Origin of the sequence: Corynebacterium humireducens NBRC 106098 = DSM 45392 (genome assembly GCF_000819445.1) — a bacterium.
Taxonomy (GTDB): Bacteria; Actinomycetota; Actinomycetes; order Mycobacteriales; family Mycobacteriaceae; genus Corynebacterium; species Corynebacterium humireducens.
Map to the genome: position 1 here is coordinate 2,544,109 of NZ_CP005286.1, position 18,909 is coordinate 2,563,017.

The 18,909-nt window shown below is 69.6% G+C and carries 13 protein-coding genes and 1 pseudogene; 7 read left to right on the plus strand and 7 right to left on the minus strand.

Going from position 1 to position 18,909, the window contains the following annotated elements:
• Window positions 1-79: 79 nt before the first annotated feature.
• The 5 genes from B842_RS12365 (at window position 80) to B842_RS12385 (ending at window position 7,503) form a co-directional block, all read left to right on the plus strand.
• Window positions 80-883: a class C sortase gene (locus tag B842_RS12365; protein WP_245631381.1), complete on the plus strand. Its 804-nt coding sequence runs from the start codon at window positions 80-82 to the stop codon at window positions 881-883.
• Window positions 880-2,046: an isopeptide-forming domain-containing protein gene (locus B842_RS12370; protein WP_245631380.1), complete on the plus strand. Its 1,167-nt coding sequence runs from the start codon at window positions 880-882 to the stop codon at window positions 2,044-2,046. Before B842_RS12365 ends, B842_RS12370 begins: the two co-directional genes overlap by 4 nt.
• Window positions 2,039-5,284, plus strand: coding sequence for a choice-of-anchor G family protein (locus B842_RS12375; RefSeq protein ID WP_156119522.1), 3,246 nt, complete (start codon window positions 2,039-2,041; stop codon window positions 5,282-5,284). The genes B842_RS12370 and B842_RS12375 overlap by 8 nt, the downstream gene beginning before the upstream one ends.
• Window positions 5,285-6,196, plus strand: coding sequence for a class C sortase (locus B842_RS12380; RefSeq protein WP_040086977.1), 912 nt, complete (start codon window positions 5,285-5,287; stop codon window positions 6,194-6,196).
• 98 nt (window positions 6,197-6,294) lie between these two features.
• Window positions 6,295-7,503, plus strand: a complete 1,209-nt coding sequence (locus tag B842_RS12385; protein WP_040086978.1) for an LCP family protein — start codon at window positions 6,295-6,297, stop codon at window positions 7,501-7,503.
• A 67-nt stretch (window positions 7,504-7,570) separates the two neighbouring features.
• Here the strand turns inward: B842_RS12385 and B842_RS12390 are convergent, their stop codons facing one another.
• The 4 genes from B842_RS12390 to B842_RS12405 form a co-directional block, all read right to left on the minus strand.
• A complete protein-coding gene (locus B842_RS12390; RefSeq protein WP_040086980.1) occupies window positions 7,571-8,485 on the minus strand; it encodes a DUF5926 family protein in 915 nt (304 codons plus the stop codon).
• Between the two features lie 23 nt (window positions 8,486-8,508).
• On the minus strand, window positions 8,509-9,240 hold the full coding sequence (locus tag B842_RS12395) for a glycerophosphodiester phosphodiesterase family protein (RefSeq protein ID WP_040086982.1): 732 nt from the start codon (window positions 9,238-9,240) through the stop codon (window positions 8,509-8,511).
• Window positions 9,241-11,112: a pyruvate kinase gene (locus B842_RS12400; RefSeq protein ID WP_245631379.1), complete on the minus strand. Its 1,872-nt coding sequence runs from the start codon at window positions 11,110-11,112 to the stop codon at window positions 9,241-9,243.
• An 87-nt stretch (window positions 11,113-11,199) separates the two neighbouring features.
• Window positions 11,200-12,153 (minus strand): L-lactate dehydrogenase, encoded by a 954-nt coding sequence (locus B842_RS12405; RefSeq protein WP_040086984.1) that lies wholly within the window; start codon window positions 12,151-12,153, stop codon window positions 11,200-11,202.
• Window positions 12,154-12,281: 128 nt separating this feature from the next.
• Here B842_RS12405 and B842_RS12410 point away from each other — a divergent pair, with 128 nt between their 5' ends.
• Window positions 12,282-14,093 (plus strand): alpha/beta-hydrolase family protein, encoded by a 1,812-nt coding sequence (locus tag B842_RS12410; RefSeq protein WP_082028525.1) that lies wholly within the window; start codon window positions 12,282-12,284, stop codon window positions 14,091-14,093.
• Here the strand turns inward: B842_RS12410 and B842_RS12415 are convergent.
• Entirely contained in the window at window positions 14,083-15,783 is a 1,701-nt protein-coding gene (locus B842_RS12415; RefSeq protein ID WP_052437945.1) for an alkaline phosphatase D family protein, read from the minus strand. The two genes, B842_RS12410 and B842_RS12415, sit on opposite strands and share 11 nt — an antisense overlap.
• A 102-nt stretch (window positions 15,784-15,885) precedes the next feature.
• On the opposite strand from B842_RS12415, the gene B842_RS12420 reads away from it, so the two are divergent.
• Entirely contained in the window at window positions 15,886-16,551 is a 666-nt protein-coding gene (locus B842_RS12420; RefSeq protein ID WP_040086988.1) for an HAD family hydrolase, read from the plus strand.
• On the opposite strand, the gene msrA is transcribed toward B842_RS12420, so the two are convergent.
• A complete protein-coding gene (msrA, locus tag B842_RS14035) occupies window positions 16,548-17,219 on the minus strand; it encodes a peptide-methionine (S)-S-oxide reductase MsrA (protein WP_040087738.1) in 672 nt (223 codons plus the stop codon). The two genes, B842_RS12420 and msrA, sit on opposite strands and share 4 nt — an antisense overlap.
• Window positions 17,220-17,810: 591 nt before the next feature.
• Window positions 17,811-18,872, minus strand: a pseudogene (locus B842_RS14120) (amidase family protein); the annotation flags it as partial.
• Window positions 18,873-18,909: the final 37 nt, after the last annotated feature.

An 18,909-nucleotide genomic window follows, 5' to 3' on the forward strand; every position in this document is an offset into this window, starting at 1 on the left:
AATGGGTGTTCACACATTGCAGGTCCCCGAGAAGACTGCTCCCCGGAGGAGAAGCCTCGGCTATGTCCTGCGTTATGTCGTGACACCCATTCTTTTCGTTCTGGCGGGTATCAGCCTCATGCTGACGCCGGTGATCATCACCCAGCTGCAGAACCTGGAGCAGGCGCGGGCCGCCCGCGACTACTCCGCACAGGTGCTGCAGATGAAGGAGGAGATCCTCCGGCAGGAGCGTGACCAGGCGTCGGCGTGGAACGCGTCGACAAGCATCCCCATCGCAGGGGACCCGTGGACCAGCGACGCTGACCACGGGGACCCCGACTACCAGGCCTACCTGCGTCAACTGGATGTCGTGCCGGTGATGGCGCGCATCCGGGTTCCCGCCGCACAGATCGATCTTCCGATCTACCACGGCACGGACGAGCAGACGCTGGCCAGGGGTGCCGGGCACCTGTTCGGCACCTCGTTGCCGGTGGGTGGGCCGGGTACGCACGCGGTGATCACGGGACACACCGGAATCACCTCGGCCACACTCTTCGACAACCTCATAGATGTCCGCGACGGCGACCTCATGGCCGTCGACGTCCTCAACGAGACCCTCGTCTACCGCGTCACGCAGATCCAGACGGTGCTGCCACACGAGACGGAGTCTCTCGCCAGGGAGGCGGGACTCGACCAGCTCACGCTGATCACCTGCACCCCGTACGGCATCAACACGCACCGTCTGCTCGTCACCGGAGAGAGGATCAGCGACACCTCCCTCCCCACCCGGGACGTCGGATTCATCTGGCAACCCTGGATGATCCAGGCGCTCGTCCTGAGCGCAGTCCTTGTCGCCCTCATTTTCCTGGTCTGGATTTACCGGCACAGAAAGGAACGGAGATGACTGTAGTGATACGCCTCCTGTCACTGCTGCTCGCTGCTCTGGTCATGGCGTTACCCGTCACGGCCACGGCACAGGGCGAGCTCGGGTCCGTGACCGTCACGAAGCTCCCCACCACCCTCGACAGCCCGGGGGTCAGCCCCGTGCGCTTCGAGCTGTCGGGAGGTGATCTCACCGCCCCGGTCACGCGGTTCAGCGACGGCAACTCCGTCCACTTCGGTGACCTCACCCCCGGCACGTACCACGTCCGTGAACTGGCCACGCGCACCGGCGACATCGCCCGTGCGACGTCCGCGCCCTTCACCGTGACCATCCCCCGGGACGGTCGCTTCGACGTGACCGCCTACCCCAAGCCGCAGCCCCTCATGCTGGAGAAGTCCGCAGACGTGAGCAAGGTGGTGCCGGGGTCACGTTTCACCTACATTCTCGACGGCTCCGTCCCCCTGCCGGACACCAACGACCAGCTGCACCGCTACGTGCTTCGCGACGCCCTGCCGGAGGGTGTCACCCTCGTCGGCAGCACCCTCATGCAGGTGCACGTCGGGACCCGCACGGTCCCCCTGACCGAGGGCGTGCACTACAACGTCACCTCGGGCGATGACCGCGTGGTCACCGCCACCCTCACCCCGGCCGGCCTCGAGCTGCTCGCCCACGAGCGCAGCAGCCACGACGACGTCACCGTGCGTTTCGCCTTCGGCGTGCGCGTCTCCACCGGGGTGAAGCCGGGCAGCCACCTGCTCAACATCGCCCACCTCTACCCGGACGGCTACCCCGAGACCGGCCCGGACTCCGTCACCTCCAACGAACACGTCCTGCCGGTCACCGGCGCCGGCGGTTCCAGCGTGCCGGCCCTCCCGCTCCTGCCCCTGATCCCGTTCTTCCTGGGCTCCTCGGCGAGCAGCCTGGCCGGATCCTCCGCCGCCCCGGACGAGTCCGCCGACGCCCCGGCGACAGCACCGGACACCGACGTCCCCCTGGCACCCACCCCTGACCAGGCCACAGGTGCAGCCCCCGGCACCGGCTCCACCCCCGCCACCGCCGCTCCGGCACGACCCGCCCGTTCGGGCCTGGCATCCACCGGTGCCAGCGTCCTCGGTGTCGTCGCCCTGGGCCTGATCCTCACCCTGGCCGGAATCACCTTCATGAAGCGAGGTCGCCGTGATTAAGAACCTGTCAACGAAGATGCGCCGCCTGCTGGCCACGATCCTCAGCGCCCTGCTGGTGGTCAACGTGGCTCTGCCGGTGCAGGCACAGGCGCAGGATCCGAGCCCCTACGATCCCCTCGTCCACCTCGATGACGCCTACGCCTACGGCTACGGCGGCCTGCTGGATCTGCGTCTGCTCAACCAGTGGCTCACCATCGGAGCAAACGGTCGTGCACTGAGTGCCGCCGAGCTGCGCGGAGTGGACCAGCTGTGGGAAACCATCGCGGACAACGGCCAGGCACCGAACACCTCCGACATCGATGTCGAGCTCCTCGAGCTGATCTACATCAACCTCGGTGCGATCTCCCTGCCGCTGCTCGGTGAGGACGGTCTGCTGGAGTTCGTGCTCAACGACGCCCAGGTGGGTATCCTCCGTGAGTACGCCCACGCCCCCTCCGCCGCGCACGGGCACGGCGCCGCCGGTGTGGTCAGCGACTCCGGTGGTCTCGAACTGACACAGCCGGGTTCCGGCAAGAGCGCGTCGGTCGACATCCTCAGCCTGCTGAACCTGGGTGGCTCCCCCTTCATCACCGACCACGTCATCTCCGAGGCCGCCCTGGAGCTCGGCGCCATCAGCGCCGTCGCCATCAACCCGGACGACTCCGAGTTCCCCGACTACGAGGTCACCTGTGACCCCGACCTCACCGCGACCGACATCGGGGACAGCGACATGCCGGAGGTCATCTGCCACGGCTACCAGGTGGCGGACGCCATCGTCGTGCTCGACGCCCCCATCGTCAAGACCCTGATGAGCACCATCACGGACCTGCTGTCCGGCCTGGACACCACCATCAACGCCGCACTGGGGCAGAGCGGCCTCTTCAAGGGTCTGCTGGACACCCTCACCACGCTGCTCAAGGTGCTCACCCTCGGTCTCGTCGATCTGGAACTCAGCGTGACCGCGCGGGTGCCGGTCGTCGACATCCTCGACGACCTCCTGAACAAGGAGCTGAGCGACGAGTCCGGCCTGGTGAAGATCGACCTCAAGGAGGGCGTCATCAAGGTCGACCTGGCACAGCTGCACGTCGGGGGGCTGAACAACCTGGACCCGAACACCCCCCTGCTCACCGCGGACAACATCAACGCCATCACCGCCTCGGTGCTCAGCCTCCTCACCGACGATGCCGTGACCAACCCGAACGGCCTCATGGCCCACCTGGAGAGCGTCCTCGTCGGCGACGTCGACCCCGTGACCGGGGAGAACCTGCGGACCGGTGGTCTCTACGACACCGAGCTGGAGATCCTCCTCGTCAACAGCCTCCCCGTGGTCGGAGTGACCGGGACCCTCGAGGTCAGCGGCACCCTGGGCGAGATGTTCAACGGTGGCTTCACCTACGAGGGAACCGGCATATTCTTCGCGGCGAACGTCCTCTCCGGCATCCTCAACCCGCTCACCAGCGGCGTCGGTGAGATCCTCGAGGCACTGCTTTTCGACGGCCCCACCTCCATCGTCAGCACCCTGATCGGCAGTGCCCAGAACGCTGTCCTGTCGCAGCTCGTCGGCGTCCTGGACCCGGTCCTCCAGCAGGTGCTGGCGCCCCTGGCCAACGTCATCATCAACAAGCAGACGACGACGCAGGTTCCGCACGGCAAGGTCTTCACGGTCTCTGCAGTCGAGGTCAACGTCCTGGACCTCAACACCCAGGGCGAGCTCATCCACCTGCCGCTGGCCACCGCCGCTGTCATGGCGCAGCCCCCGGTCAGGATGGACTTTGACGTGGCCAAGGTCGGTGACGGCCGCAACCTCTACACCGGCGGGTACACCTACGACATGCTGTGCAAGCTGGGCGAACGCACCGTGGTGGACAAGACCGGCCTCCAGTACGCGGAGGGCCAGGTGGGCGACGGCTTCTTCTACGAACCCCCCAATCTGTCTCTGACCGGGGCCACCGGCGGTCTGCCGATGCCGGTGCGGATCACGCCCGGTGCAGTCTGCACCGTGACCGCCACCTCGGAAACGCTGACCACACCCCACGCCGCCCTGCGTCCCACCGGTGACGGTGAGGGCACCCGCACGCCGTACACCTACTTCCTGGACGTCGACAAGACGGACGGTGTGCTGATCTCCGGTGCCACCCCGGCCGACGGGCTGACGGAGATGAACCCCATCCCGATGACCGCTGCCGGCCAGGTGTCCCCGGACACCGACACCGTGGGTGACGAGTGGAAGAACCACACCTTCACCTTCGCGGTTCCCGCAGGCAAGAAGGTCCACCACGTCAGCATCGTCCATGCGTACGAGATCGACGACCGTGACGTCATCCTGTCGAAGGAGGCTGTCGGCGCGGTCCCGGAGGGTGAGACCTTCACCTTCGAGTACTCCCTCGACGGCGGGACGACCTGGATCTCCCAGGTGGCGGAGGAACCGCTGACGCTGACCGCCGGTGGTGACCCCGTCACCATCGCGGACGTCCCCGTGCTCGACCTGGACAGGCTCAACGCCACTCCGTCTGAGGTGGCCAACACCCAGATCATGATCCGCGAGAAGCTGGGATCGAACTCCGGGGCACAGTACGTCGACTGGACCGTTGACGGTGCCGAGCCCACCAGCGTGACATACATGACGGAGGGCGACTTCCAGTACGCCGTCGCCACGTTCGAGGCCGGCCCGGTCGAGAACGCCGCCACCGTTCCCACCCCGGACAAGAATGTGGAGATCACGAACTCCTACCTGGAGGTGAGCGTCGACAAGCACATCGACGGTCTGCTCGGCAGCATCAGCAACACCACGCTGCTGTCCTTCGGTCAGGACGAGATGACCATCCGCTACACCGTGACGGCCGAGGGTAACCCGACCTCGATCACGCTGTCCGACCCCTCGCTGAACAATGACCTGTTCACCCTGCCGTCCCACATCACCGTCGACCCTGACACCGGTGTCATCTCCGGGTGCCTGCTCACCGCTGTCGACGGCCGGGACGACACCTACTCCTGTGAGTTCACCGTCTCCATCAACGACCCGGAGGCACCGTTCCACTACAAGGCTGATGAAGCTGAGGTGACCGCGACCGTGACCGTCACCCACAACGAGCGCACCGTCACCGCCAGCGACACCGACAAGCACGGCGCCATGCGCCTGGCTGACATCCCCGGCCTGCTGCCGGAGACCGGTGCCACCTCCCTGGTGCTGGTGCTCGGCCTGGGCGTGCTCATCGCACTGGCGGCACTGGTCAACTTCGTCCGGAACCGGAGGAACTAAATGGTCACCCACACCCTGGAACACCGCCGGAAGGCGGAGAAGCCTAAGGACCAGGGGCGGAAATCCCGCCTCGTGTCCCTGGTGCTGCTCATCCTGAGCCTGCTGCTCATGGCCTACCCGGTGGTGGCCACGGTGTGGAATGACTACCAGAACGTCAAGGTCGCCCAGCAGTACGACGAGGAGCTGGCGAAGTCCCCGGACACGCTGGCCGGCATCCGGCAGCAGGCTGAGGACTACAACGTCCGACTCGACGCCGCCGGGCACCACTTCCGCCCGGAGGACCCCGCCGACCCGGAGTACCAGGACTACCTGTCCCAGATGCTCACGTCGGAGAGCAGCTCCATCATGTCCCGTCTGATCATCCCGGACATCGGTGTGGACCTGCCCGTCTACCACGGCACGACCGACAAGGTCCTCTACCGCGGTGCCGGCCACATGTACGGCAGTGACCTGCCCATCGGAGGAGAGAGCAACACCGCCGCCATCACCGCCCACACGGGCATGGTCAACGCGAGCATGTTCGACAACCTCTACAAGCTGAAGGAGGGGCAGCCCGTCTACATCAGTGTCCTCGGTGAGAAGCTGCGCTACCGGATGACCGGCTCCGAGATCGTCAAGCCGGACGACTACGACGCAGTGACCTACGAAGACGGTGTGGACAAGGTCGTCCTGATCACCTGCACCCCCTACGGCATCAACTCCGACCGCCTGCTGGTCACCGCCGTCCGTGACCACTCCCCGCTCACGGACGACGAGGCCGACAAGGGCTGGCAGCTCCAGCTGTCCTGGTGGATGAAGCTGGACCTGGCACTCATGGCCATCATCGTCGCCATCGCCCTGTGGTCGGCGCTGCGCCGCCGCAGGAGGCTCAAGGAGGAGGCCGAGGCCGCGGCCGAGGTCGCCGCCGAGTAGCCGTACCGTCCCCCGTTCGGGCCGTCTGATCACCATGATCAGACGGCCCGAACCCGTTGGTGAGGGTTCCCGCCCCGGGTGGCGTTACTCTATGACCCATGGATGATCGCGAACACCGCAGGCGGCAGCACCCCCGCCCGCTCGGCCATTCCTCCGACCCCCGCGACTCCGAAGACTTCGTCCTCGGCCGCGACGGCAAGCCCCTCGTCGACCGCTACGGGCGCCCCGTGCGCCGCCGCTCCCCGCAGCGGCCACCGCGACGGGAACCGCAACGACCGCCGCGTCGAGAAGCACCCTCCCCGGCGGAACGCCCGCAGCAGTACATCCCGCCCCGCCAGAAGGCACCGCGCCGGCAGGTCGCCCCGCCGCCCCCGGCCGCACCGCGCCCCCGCCGCCGCCGGGCCCGGTCCACGGGGGGCCCGCTGCGGAAGCTCGGCTGGCTCGTCGCCGTCGTCCTGGTGCTGGCACTGTCGCTGACGCTGTGGGCCGACGCCCAGCTCAACCGCGTCCAGGCACTGCCCGAGCAGCGGGTGGCCAACACGGCGGGCACCAACTGGCTGCTCGTCGGCTCCGACTCCCGCCAGGGAATGAGCGAGGAGGACGCCGAACGCCTCGGCACCGGCGGCGACATCGGCGTCGGACGCACCGACACGATCATGCTGCTGCACATCCCCAACGGCGGGCAGGCGCGTCTGGTGTCCCTGCCGCGTGACTCCTACGTCACCATCCCCGGCTACGGCGACGACAAGATCAACGCCGCCTTCACGTACGGCGGACCGCAGCTCCTGACGGCCACCGTCGAGAACGCCACCGGCCTGCGCATCGACCACTACGCCGAGATCGGCATGGGCGGACTGGCCAACGTCGTCGACGCCATCGGCGGCGTCGAGCTGTGTCCCGCCGAACCCATCAACGACCCCCTGGCCCGCCTGGACATCCAGGCCGGCTGCCAGACCATGGACGGCCCCACCGCCCTCGGCTACGTGCGCACCCGCGCCACCCCGATGGGCGACCTCGACCGCGTCGACCGGCAGCGGGAGTTCTTCGCCGCGCTCATCGACGAGGCCACCGCCCCCAACACCCTGCTCAACCCGCTGGAGTTCTTCCCCCTGGTGACCAGCACGGCGAACTCCTTCACCGTGGGCCGGGGCGACCACGTGTGGAACCTCGCCCGCGTGGGCCTGGCCATGCGCAGCGGCGTGCAGACCGAGACGGTGCCCGTCGGCGGTTTCGCGGACACCGCGGTGGGCAACGTCGTGCTGTGGGAGCCGGGTGCCACGGCGGCGCTGTGGGAGTCGATGCGGTAGGTGCCCCCTGAATCAGTGAAAGGAGTGCGCAGCTGCGCACTCCTTCCTTGCCTGACCTGCGGTGATGCTAGCGGATGGTCACCTGACGGGACTTGATGTTCTGCAGCTGCTTGCGCTCGTCGGCGGTGAGCTGCTCCTCGTTGGCCACCTCGGCGGCGACGGCCTCGGAGACGCGGGTCAGCTCGGCGCCGTAGGCGTCGTGGGCGACGGTCGGGTCGAGGTCGAAGACCGGGACGATGATGCCGTGGGTGCGGAACACACCGGCGAACTTCGTGCCCTCACCGAGGTTGAGCTCACCACGGGCGGCGACGCGGGCCAGTGCGTTGAGCAGGCCGTCCTCGTTGTCGTCGGGGCGGACCCACCGGATGTGGGCCTTGCCGCCACCGGGGTTGACCCACCAGACGGCGCCGGGGATCTCGGTGTCGACGCGGTGGGACTCCACGACGGCGTCGTTGGCCTGCTGCAGGGCCTGCGCGGTGACCGGGTCCAGCTGGGTGCCCTCCGGCATCCACCAGTTGAAGTCCTGGTACTCGGCGATCTCCAGCTGTGCGTCGGCGGCGATGAGCTCGCTCAGCGCGGGCTGGGAACCGTCGGCCACGCCCTGCTCGAGGGTGGCGCCGGCGGCGGCGTCACGGACCCACGCCAGGGCGTAGGCCAGGTCGCGGCCCGGGTTCTGGGAGGGGATGCGGGTCTGCAGGGCTACGAAGGCCTCGTTGCCGTCCTCGCGGACCAGGGCGGCGGCCCCGCCGGGCAGGACGGTCGCGATGTAGACGTCACGGTCGGTGCCGGCGACAGCCACCTTGGCGGTCGCGGCGGGGACGAACTCCTGCAGGGCGATGAGGTCGGCCTCACCGCCGATGCCTCCGAAGGGGCGGGCGTCCTTCTCCAGGGCGGCGCGCTCGGCGGCGCGGGCAGCGAGCTTCGCCTGACGACGGCTCATGCCCTCGGGCAGGTTCTCGTTCTTCTTGTTCTTCTTGGCCATGCGTCAAAGATACCCGGCGGGTCCTAGCCGGACGCGCCCAACACCTGCAACGCCAGGGAGACCTCGTCCGTGGCGATCATGTCCACGCCCTGTTCGCAGGCCCAGAGCATGTCCTCGGGGTCGTTGACGGTCCACATGTAGGTGGGCAGCCCCTGCCTGCCGATGAGGGAGGGTCTCATCTTCGCCCGCAGCAGCGACAGCCCCAGCCCGGTCGGCCTGCCCGGGTGGACGTCCAGGGGGTTGGCCCAGCGCTCGTACTTGCGGCGCAGGTGGATGCGGTCGATGTGGGGTGCAAGGCGGCGCATGCGCACGATGGCGCTGGCGGCGAAGGAGATGACGTGGATACGTTCGTCCCGTTCCATGCCGTGGTGCCGCAGCACGCGCACGACCTGTTCCTCGACCATCGGGCCGTAGCGGGAGGGGTGCTTGGTCTCGATGTAGAGGTGCTTGTCCGTCGGCTCCACCATCTCCAGCAGCTCCGGGAGGGTGAGCATGTCCTGCGGCAGCTCGGCGGTGCCGTAGTTGTGGTCACGCAGGGCGTCCACCGTCATGCGGGAGACCCGCCCGGAGCCGTCCGCGACGCGGTCGATGAGCGGGTCATGCAACACCACCACCTCCCCGTCGAGGCTGAGGCGTACATCGCACTCGATGCCGTGGACGGGCAGTTCCAGCGCCCGCTCGAAGGCGACGGGCGTCAACTCGGGGTACTTCGCGGAGTAACCGCGGTGGGCGATGATCCTGGGTGCGGCGGTCATCTACTCATTCCCGGGCATCCAGCTCGAGATCTGGCGGAGCATCTGGCGGTTCTTGCGCTGGGAACGGCCGAGCTTGGTCGACAGGGTGTGGAGGATGCGGATCGCGTCGGTGATGTGCGGGCCCTTGTTGAGCATCACGGCCTCGGAGCGCAGGGCGTACGCGGCGTCGGTGATCTCGGCGCGGGTCGGCAGGCCGGACTTGGCCAGGTTCTCGAGCACCTGGGTGGCCATGATGACGGGCACGTGGGCGGCCTCCGCCATCTGGGCGATGAGGCGCGGGACCTCGGCCATGCGCTCGAAGCCGAGCTCGACGGCCAGGTCGCCGCGGGCGATCATGACTCCGAGGTTGGGGTGGCGCATGCCGGCGAGCAGGACGCTGCACAGGCCCTCGTAGGCGGGGATCGTCTCGATCTTGAGCACGATGCCGAGGTTGCGGACGCGCTCCGGGTCGTCGGACTCCTGCGCGATCTGCTCGAGGGTGTCGAGCACGAAGTTGACGTCGTCGGCGTCGCGAATGAAGGAGACGTTCGCGATGTCACCGTGCTCGGCCACGAAGCGGAACGCCTCGATGTCCTCCTCGGTGAGGCTCGGCAGCGGCAGGACGGTGTCCGGCAGGTTGATGCCCTTGTACGCGGCGAGCTTGGTGCCCTCCGGCCCGGCGTAGGTCACCTCGAGGCGCACCTCGTGGTGGCCCTGCTCCGTGACCTGCTTGTCGACGGCGCGGGCGGCGATCGAGCCGTCGTCGAAAAGCACCTTCTGCCCGACCTCGATGGCGGCGACGGCCTCCGGCAGCGTGCAGCCGATGCGCGGGGTGACGTCCGGGGCGACGACGGCGGGGGTCTGGTCGTCGGTGAGGATGAGCGTGTCTCCGATGCTCAGACGCAGGCGCTGCTCGGTCGGCGGGACGCCGGAGACGCGGGTCTTGGTCCAGTCGGTCTCGAGGAGGGTGGAGTTGGAGACGTAGGCGTTGCGACGCCCCTCCAGCAGCACCCCCTGCCCCTCGATGCGGGTGACGGTGAACCGGCGCTTCGCGTCGCGGTTGTCGTGGAAGGTGATCTCGGAGCCGATCTCCAGGGCCTCCAGCCAGTCACGCTCGACGCGCAGCGGCAGCGTCGGGCGGCCCGGCAGTCCGGCGGGGACCGGCGGGACCTCGTCGTCGGCCAGGTCGGCGGGGGTGAGCCAGATCTTCGACGGGGTGACCACCACGCCGGTGTCCTCGCGGGTGACGCGGGCGCGGCCGACCTCCGGGCCCGGCTCGATCTCCCCGGTGCGGACCTTCGGGCCCGCCAGGTCCATGGCGATCCTGATCTCCCGGCCGGCCTCGCGGGCGGCGGTGTGGACGTTGTCGATCATGCGCCTCCACACCTCGGGGCCGTCGTGGGCGCAGTTGATGCGGGCCAGCTCCATGCCGGCCTCGACGAAACCGCGGACCAGGTCGAGGTCCTCGCCTGCCTCCGTCGGCAGGGTCACCATGATGCGGGAGTGCGTCTCCTCGGAGGAGTAGCCGAGGAGCTGCAGGGCGTGGTCCTCGAGGATGTCGTCGGCGGTGGCGAAGGCGTCACGGACCTCGCTGCCGGTGTACTTGAGCTGCTCACCGTTGTAGGCGGAGAGCACGTTCCGCGCCGCGTGGAGACGGGCGAGGACGGCCGGCTCCGCCGTCGACAGGCGGGTGGCGCCGATGGAGGCCAGGCCGCCCTGGACCGCGCGGACGTCGTGCTGCCGCAGCTCGGCGTAGTGGACGAGGTTCACCGCGCCGTGGCGGTGGTTCTCGGCGACCCGCCCGATCGCGGGGGCCACCTGCTCCTCGACCTCCTTGAGGCAGTCGATGAGACCGTCGACCTCGGTGATCAGTTCCTGCAGCCTGGCATCCACGGCTGTCCTCCCGTACGCGCACGACAAAATGGGTGATACCCCCATATTGTGCCTGTGTTCGGGAGGTTCGGCATCTCGGGGAAGCCGTCAGTCGGCGGGGAAGAACTCCTCCTTGATCGCGCGCAGCGTGTCAGCCGAGTGGGCGAAGCGCTCCGCCTCGTGCTCGTTGAGCTTCAGCTCGACCGTGCGGGCGATTCCGGCGCGGTTGATGATCGCCGGGGTGCCGATGTAGAGGTCCTTCTGCCCGTACTCGCCGTCGAGGTACGCGGACACCGGCAGAGCGACGTCCTGGTTCTGGATGATCGCCTTCGTGATGCGCGCCAGGCCCATGCCGATGCCGTAGGAGGTGGAGCCCTTGGCGTCGATGATCTCGTAGGCGGCGTCGCGGGTCTCCTCGAAGATCTTCTCGATCCGCTCCGAGAAACCCTCCTCCTTCTCCGCGCTGGCCGACAGCGGCACGCCCGCGATGGTGGCGGTGGAGACGACCGGCAGCTCGGTGTCGCCGTGCTCGCCGACGATGTAGGCGTGGATGGAGGTCGGCGAGGTGTGGAACAGTTCGCCCAGCATGAAGCGGTAGCGGGCGGAGTCGAGGACCGTGCCCGAGCCGATCACCTGGTGGTGGTCGAGGCCCGAGTAGCGCCACACGGCGTACGTGAGGATGTCGACCGGGTTGGTGGCGACCAGGAAGATGCCGTCGAAGCCGTGGCCCATGACCTCGTCGACGATGGACTTCATGATCCTCATGTTCTTGTCGACGAGCTGCAGCCGCGTCTCGCCGGGCTTCTGTGCGGCACCGGCGCAGATGACGACGATCGCCGCTTCGCGGCAGTCCTCGTAGGTGCCCTCGGTGACGCGGGTGCGGGAGCTGGACCACACCACGCCGTGGTTGAGGTCCATGACGTTGCCGCGGAGCTTCTTCTCGTCGATGTCGATGATGGCCAGGTGGTCGACGGTGCCCTGGTTGACCAGTGCGTAGGCGTACGCGACGCCGACGTCGCCGGCGCCGATGAGGACCACTTTGTTTCCGACTGCAGTGCGCATGGGGTCTCCGTGCTTCCGAATGTGTCCGAATGACTGTCGATGTACAATCACCCCCTATTATGCCCCTTTCCGATCGGGCAGGCAGTGTGTAATGCGCTACACCTGATTCTCTGCCACACTCAGTGGTCATGAGGGGCCACCACCTGCGCCGTGCACTGACCTTCGTCGCACCCGCCGCCGTCGCCACGCTCCGCGCCGTGGCGTTCGGCCTCGAGGTGGTCAACGACCTCACCCCCGGCATCCGCATGACCCGCCGCCGACGCCTCCCTCAGCACCTCGGCGCCGGGATCCTCGGCGCGGAGGTCGCCACCTGGTGGGCCGTGTCCCCCTCCCTGCTGCCCCGCCCGTGGTGGGTGACCGCCGCCAACGTCGCCATCGTGCAGGGCGTCGGCCACGTGGGCGCCACCGCCCTCGCCTACGTGCTGCGCCGCTGGCTCCCCCCGACGAACTGGTTCTGGACGGGCACCGGACACACCGTCGTCGCCGTGGTCACCGCCAACGCCCTGCTCCTCAGCCTGCGCCGCCAGACCCAGCAGGCGCGGATGGTGGGCGTCGGCAGACGGCGCGGACGCTCCCACGCCCTCATCGGCGGGCTCGTGGGCACCGCCGGGTACGGCGTCCTCCTCCTGCTCGGCGACGCCGCCCAGGCCTCCGTCGACCGCCTCGGCGCCCGCCTGGCCCGGCACATGCCCCTGTGGGTCGCGTGGCCGCTGGCCGCCGGGGGCCTCACGTGGCTCGCGCTGCTGCTCAGCGACAAGGTCCTCGTCCGCCGCATCCTCGCCGACATGTCACGCCAGGCCAGCGTGGTCAACCAGTCCGTGTTCCCCGGCTCGATGATGCCCTGGGAGCCCGAGCGCTCCGGCTCCCCCTGGTCACTGGAGCCGTGGTCGGCGGTCGGTTCCCAGGGTCGCGCGGTGCTCTCCCTCGGGCCGCGCGCCCGCGACATCCACGAGGTCACCGGCCTCGACGAAACCCACGAACCCATCCGCCTGTTCGTCGGCCTCGTCCCCGGCCGTTCCCTCGAGGCCGCGGCCCAGCTCATCCTCGCGGAGATGGACCGGACCGGCGCTTTCCGACGCGACACCCTCGTCATCCAGACCTCCGCCGGCACCGGCTGGATCACCGACTGGTCCGTCGGCGCCGTCGAGTTCCTCACCGGCGGCAACTGCGCCACCATGGCCATGCAGTACTCCTACCTGCCCTCGCCGGTGTCCTACGTCGTCGACCGTGACACCCCCGTCCGCGCCTCCCGCATCCTCATCTCCGCGGTGCTCTCCCGCCTCGCGCAGATGGACCCGGCGGACCGCCCGCGCCTCTACGTCGCCGGCGAGTCCCTCGGCGCCTACGGCATCGCCGACTCCTTCGCCGACCTCGACGAGCTGCTGGAACGCACCGACGGCGCCCTGCTCACCGGCGCGCCCCGCTTCACCCGCCTCATCCGCGACCTCACCCGCTCCCGCGACCCCGGCTCCCCCGAACGCGTCCCCGTCATCGACGGCGGCCGCCACGTCCGCTTCGCCGCCCGCCCCCTGCACCTGCATCAGGACGTCCACGGCATGCCCTTCCCCCACGCCTGGGAGCACCCGCGGGTGGTCATCGGGCAGCACGCCTCCGACCCGATCGTGTGGTGGGACCGGCGGCTCTACTGGCGCCGCCCCGACTGGCTCACCGAGCCCGGTTCCCGCGGCATCCGCGCACCCCGTCCGCAGCACCTCGACGTGGTCCCCGGCATGCGCTGGGTGCCGTTCGTCTCCGGCTGGCAGGTCGGCCTCGACCAGCTCACGTCCGTCTCCGTGCCGGGCGGGCACGGGCACAACTACCACTCCGAGATGCTCTGGTACTGGGACGCCGTCCTCGGCGACCACGCCACCGTGCGGCTCACGCGGCCGCTGGCGCTGCGGATGGCGGCGTTCATCCGGACGGACTCGATCAGGCGGTGACCAGGGCGCCGTCGTAACGCATGCGCAGCGCCTCGGTGACGGGCGAACCGGCGACGGTGACGTCGGCGACGCGGTGCCAGGACATCTCCACGTGCGTGGGCCGGACGGTGAGGATGGCGTAGCCGTGGGCGTCGAGGTCCACGTGGCTGATGTGGCGGTTGTGCGCGAGGACGTGACGCTCCGCGGTCTGCGAGACCGGGTTGTCCTCCGCCGCGCCGAGGAACTCGTCGACGTTGGCCGCCGTGACCGAGGAGCACACCAGCTCGGCGGCCACCACGCGGTCCCTGTGCCAGATGTGGTTGGCCCACTCGGAGTGGATGTCACCGGCGAGGAAGACGGTCCGGCCGTGCGCGTGCTGCTCCGCCAGCTGCGCGAGCAGACGGTCCCGGTCCGCCACGTAGCCGTCCCACTGGTCGACGTTGACGGGGGTGCCGGCGACGTCGAGGCCGACCATCCCCGTCAGCTGGGCACGCAGCTGGTGGTCGATGTGCACCAGGTTGAGCGGTGCCAGCATGACGGACGTGCCGATGAGGTTCCAGCCCGTGTTCGCGGTGGCCAGGCGCGCGGAGAGCCACGAGAACTGTTCGCCGCCCATGATGGTGCGGTCCACGGAGGTGCGGGCCGCGGGCTGGAGCATGCCCGGCGCGCTGCGGTGGGAACGCAGGTCGAGCATGTGCAGCTCCGCGAGGCGGCCGAAACGCAGCGTGCGGTAGATGCGTCCCCCACGCGACGGGGAGGTGCCGCGGACGGGCAGCCACTCGAGGTAGGCCTGCATGGCGGCGTCGCGGCGCGTCTCCCAGTCCCCGTGGAAGTCGCTGTGTCCCTCGGCGCCGCCGGCCCAGGAGTCGTTGGCGATCTCGTGGTCGTCCCAGGTGACCACCCACGGGGCGGCTGCGTGGGCGTCCTGGAGCTCGACGTCGCGCCGGTAGTGCCCGTATCGCGAACGGTAGTCGGCGAGGGTGCGGATTTCCCACGTGGGCACGTGCGGGCGGACGACGCCGTACTTCCCCGCGTAGTCGCCGGAGGCGTACTCGTAGATGTAGTCGCCCAGGTGGACGACCACGTCGACCTCCCCGGCGTGCGCCCGCCGCGCGATGTCCGAGTAGGCGGAGAAGTAGCCCGCCTCGAAGTTCGCGCAGGAGCACACCGCCAGGGAGAGCTTCCCGATTTCCGCCTCGTCCGCCGGGGCCGTCCGCGTCCGCCCGGCGCGTGACACCCGCCCGGCGTGCTCGCCGTCGAGGACGGTGAAGCGGTACCAGTAGACGGTGTCCGGCTGCAGTCCGAAGGGGTCGACGTGGACGGTGTGGTCGTGGGCGGCGCGGGCGGTGGTGGCCCCGGCGCGCGCCAGCCGGCGGAACTCCGGGTCGGCGGCGACCTCCCAGCGGACGTTCACGTCGGGGCCGAGGCCGGAGCCGGGCACGCACTCCGGGGTGGGGGTCACGCGGGTCCACAGGATCACGGAGTTGGGCACCGGGTCGCCCGAGGCCACGCCGTGCATGAACACGTGGTGCTCCGGCGCAGCGTAGGGCTGCGGGGCGTGGAGGGTGTCAAGGTCCACGTCCGCCCAGGCCTGCACGTCCGAGGCGCGCACGCGGGCGAGCGAGCTCGGGGCGGCCGCGGCGGCACCGGCGATGAGGGTGCCCTGCAGCAGGCCCCGTCGCGTGATCCGGTGTTCGCCTGTTTGCCTCACGCTGGTCATTATGGGCGTTGTCCAGCGGTTTCGCAGCACAACGGGGGAAGTGTTCACGCTGGCTTCATAAAGGTCACGGCACCGTCATTTATGGTGTGACCCATGCTACTTCCCGCTGACACCCGCGCCGTCCTCTACGACCTGGACGGCACCCTCGTCGACCACGAGCACGCCGCCCGCGCCGGCGTCGAGTCCTGGAGCCGGGCCCTCGGGCTCCCCGCCGGGCAGTGGCAGCGCTGGCTCACCATCGAGAGGAAATGGTTCACCGCCTTCGAGAACGGCGAGGTCAGTCACCTCGGGCAGCGCGTCGCACGCTGCCGCGAGTTCATCGGCCGGGCGGAGCTCAGCGACGAGGAGGCCCTCACCATGTACGAGGACTACCTCGCCGTGTACCGCAGCAACTGGGTGGCCTACCCGGACGCACTGCCCTCCCTGCGGGCCGCGCTGGAGCGGGGCCTGACGGTGGGCGTCCTCACCAACGGCGCCGAGGAGATGCAGCGCGCCAAGCTCGAGCGCACCGGCCTGTGGCTCGACGGGATGATCATGTGCGCCACGGTGGAGCTCGGGGCCCCGAAACCGCAGCCGGAGTCCTACCGGGCGGCGCTGGAGAAGGTCGGCGCGTCCGCGGGGCACACCGTCATGATCGGCGACTCCTGGGAGAACGACGTCGCCGGGGCCCGCCGCGCGGGCCTGCACGCCGTGTACCTGGACCGGACGGGGAACGAGGGGACGTCGATAAGCAGCCTCGACGAGCTCGTCTGGCCCTAGTCGGGCAGGCGGCAGGCCACTCCGGTGGAGTGGTGCGGGCAGTAGCCGTGGGGCACCTTGTGCAGGTACTGCTGGTGCTCGTCCTCGGCGAGGAAGTAGGCGCCGGAGGGCGTGTCCGCGAGCGGCTTCACCTCGGTGGTCACCTCGCCGAACCCCTCCTTCTTCAGGTCCGCGGCATACTTGTCGACGATCGCCTGCACCCTCTCCGCCTCCTCCCGGGCCTCCGGACCGGTGGTGTAGATGGCGGAACGGTACTGCGTGCCGACGTCGTTGCCCTGCCGCATCCCCTGGGTCGGGTCGTGGTTCTCCAGGGCCAGGGCGACGAGCTCGTCGAGGGAGACCTTCTCCGGGTCGTAGACCACCTCCACCACCTCGGTGTGGTTGGTGCGCCCGGAGCAGACCTCCCGGTAGGTGGGGTGCGGGCTGACGCCGCCGGCGTAGCCGACGGACGTGCCCTCCACGCCGTCGAGCTCCCAGTACATCTTCTCCACGCCCCAGAAGCAGCCGATGCCGACGATGAGGGAACGCTGCCCCTCACGCCACGGGCCGGTGATGGGGGTGCCCAGCACGGCATGGGGGCGCGGGTGCGCCAGGATCGGGGTGTCGCGGCCGGGCAGGGCCTGCTCGGTGGGCACCAGTTCGGGGGTTCTGACAAACATCCAGGACATGTTGCCCAGGGTACCGTCCGTTCCGCGTGGGTCGAGGGCCTCGGCGATGGCGAGCACCTGCGGCAGGGCGTCCTCGCCGGCCGCGGTGACCTCGAGCGTGACCTCCGCACCCGGCACCACCACGCGCGGCACCCCGGCGAGCGCCAGGGCGTCCAGGCTCTTTCCCTCTGTGACCAGCGCATCCACCCCGGCGGCCCGCAGGGCGGTGTCGATCTCCGCGGCCAGCTGCCGGATCTTCCCCAGCTGCGCGTCACCGTCGGCGCGGTCCCTCGCATCCATCTCCTGCGCGTCCCGGAACACGCGGTACCCGAAGGGCGCGGTGTCCGGGTGGGCGCGGAAGTAGTCGATGATGTCGCCCAGGGTGCGGGCCGCACCGGCGGAATCCGCCAGGTGCCGCTCCATGGAGGGACCGGCCCCGGCGAGGAGCACGGACTCGGACTCGGTCCCCTGCAGCCGGTCGTACAGGTCCCGGATGTTCTCCGGTACCTCCACCAGCTCGACGCCGGCCTCCCGGGCCCGGTCCCGGAGCTGCGGGCTGATCTCCCCCATGACCATCACCCGGGCCGGACGCCCGGGCTGCTCTGCGGGCGGGCAGGCGGCGTCGTGGCCGAGCCGCACGTCCCGCAGGCTGCGCCCGAAAAAGCCCACCGAGTCGACGCGGTCGTCGATGGGCACGATCCCCCGGATGGAGCAGTCGGAGTGGGCGGCCTTGAGCCCGACCACCTTGTTCGCCTGCGCCGGGGAGATGACGGACCCGGAGGTCTCCGTGCCCACCGTCAGGTCCGCGTAGTCGAGGGCGACGGCGGTGGCCGAACCCGTCGAGGAGCCGAGCGGGTCGACCGTCAGCGGCCCGAGCGGGCTCAGCGCCTGCCCGCCCCGGCCGGAGAATCCGTTGGGTGCCTTGTAGGAGAGGAAGTTGGCGAACTCCGACAGGTTCGTCCGCCCCGCGATGACGGCACCGCGGGAACGCAGCTGCTTCACGACGTCCGCGTCCTCCCCCGCCACCGCATCCGCCAGCGCCCAGGAGCCCGAGTCGTTGGGCAGCCCCTCCACCGCCACGTTGCCCTTCACCATGACCACGGCCCCGTGGAGCGGGTTGTCCGGGTCCGGCGCCCCGGCCTGCTCGGCGGCGGCGATGGCGCGGGGATCCAGTTCCAGGACGGCCCGGTAGTAGGAGTTCGGCCGGTCCCCGTCCTGCATCCGCCACACGTGGTAGGCCAGCATGTCGCTGGCGGTGTAGCCGTGCTCGAGGCGGACCCGGTGGCGGTCCACCAGGTCCCGGTTCCCGAGACGCTCCTTCATCTCCTGCAGCCTTTCCTTCCCCACCGCGGCGAGGAGCTGCCCGAAGGGGCCGAAATCCACGTCCACCTGGCGGTCGAAACGGTTCTCCGTCTCGGTGAGGGTGAAGGCCGGGCCGGTGCCCCGCTGCAGGCCGCCGGCCTGCTGCATGAGGCGGGTGCCGCCGACGACCAGGCCCGCGCCCAGCGCCAGGACGATGATGAGGGCGGTGAGCAGCTTCGTGCCCCGGCTCCCCCGGTTCCCCCGCCGTCGCCGGACGAGGGAGACGGCCCCCAGCAGGACCGCGGCCACCACGAGGGTCACCGCGAGGAAGAGGAGGAGGGGGACGCCGTAGGCGTCGAGAAGCGAGGTCATGCCCCCATTATGAAACGCGGAACGCCGTCCCCGGAGG

Excerpts from the sequence above, each read along its gene's own strand:
- B842_RS12420 (WP_040086988.1), top strand. The coding sequence starts at position 15,886 with ATGCTACTTCCCGCTGACACCCGCGCCGTCCTCTACGACCTGGACGGC.
- B842_RS12390 (WP_040086980.1), bottom strand. The coding sequence starts at position 8,485 with ATGGCCAAGAAGAACAAGAAGAACGAGAACCTGCCCGAGGGCATGAGC.
- B842_RS12395 (WP_040086982.1), bottom strand. The coding sequence starts at position 9,240 with ATGACCGCCGCACCCAGGATCATCGCCCACCGCGGTTACTCCGCGAAG.
- B842_RS12380 (WP_040086977.1), top strand. The coding sequence starts at position 5,285 with ATGGTCACCCACACCCTGGAACACCGCCGGAAGGCGGAGAAGCCTAAG.
- B842_RS12370 (WP_245631380.1), top strand. The coding sequence starts at position 880 with ATGACTGTAGTGATACGCCTCCTGTCACTGCTGCTCGCTGCTCTGGTC.
- B842_RS12385 (WP_040086978.1), top strand. The coding sequence starts at position 6,295 with ATGGATGATCGCGAACACCGCAGGCGGCAGCACCCCCGCCCGCTCGGC.
- msrA (WP_040087738.1), bottom strand. The coding sequence starts at position 17,219 with ATGTCCTGGATGTTTGTCAGAACCCCCGAACTGGTGCCCACCGAGCAG.
- B842_RS12405 (WP_040086984.1), bottom strand. The coding sequence starts at position 12,153 with ATGCGCACTGCAGTCGGAAACAAAGTGGTCCTCATCGGCGCCGGCGAC.
- B842_RS12410 (WP_082028525.1), top strand. The coding sequence starts at position 12,282 with ATGAGGGGCCACCACCTGCGCCGTGCACTGACCTTCGTCGCACCCGCC.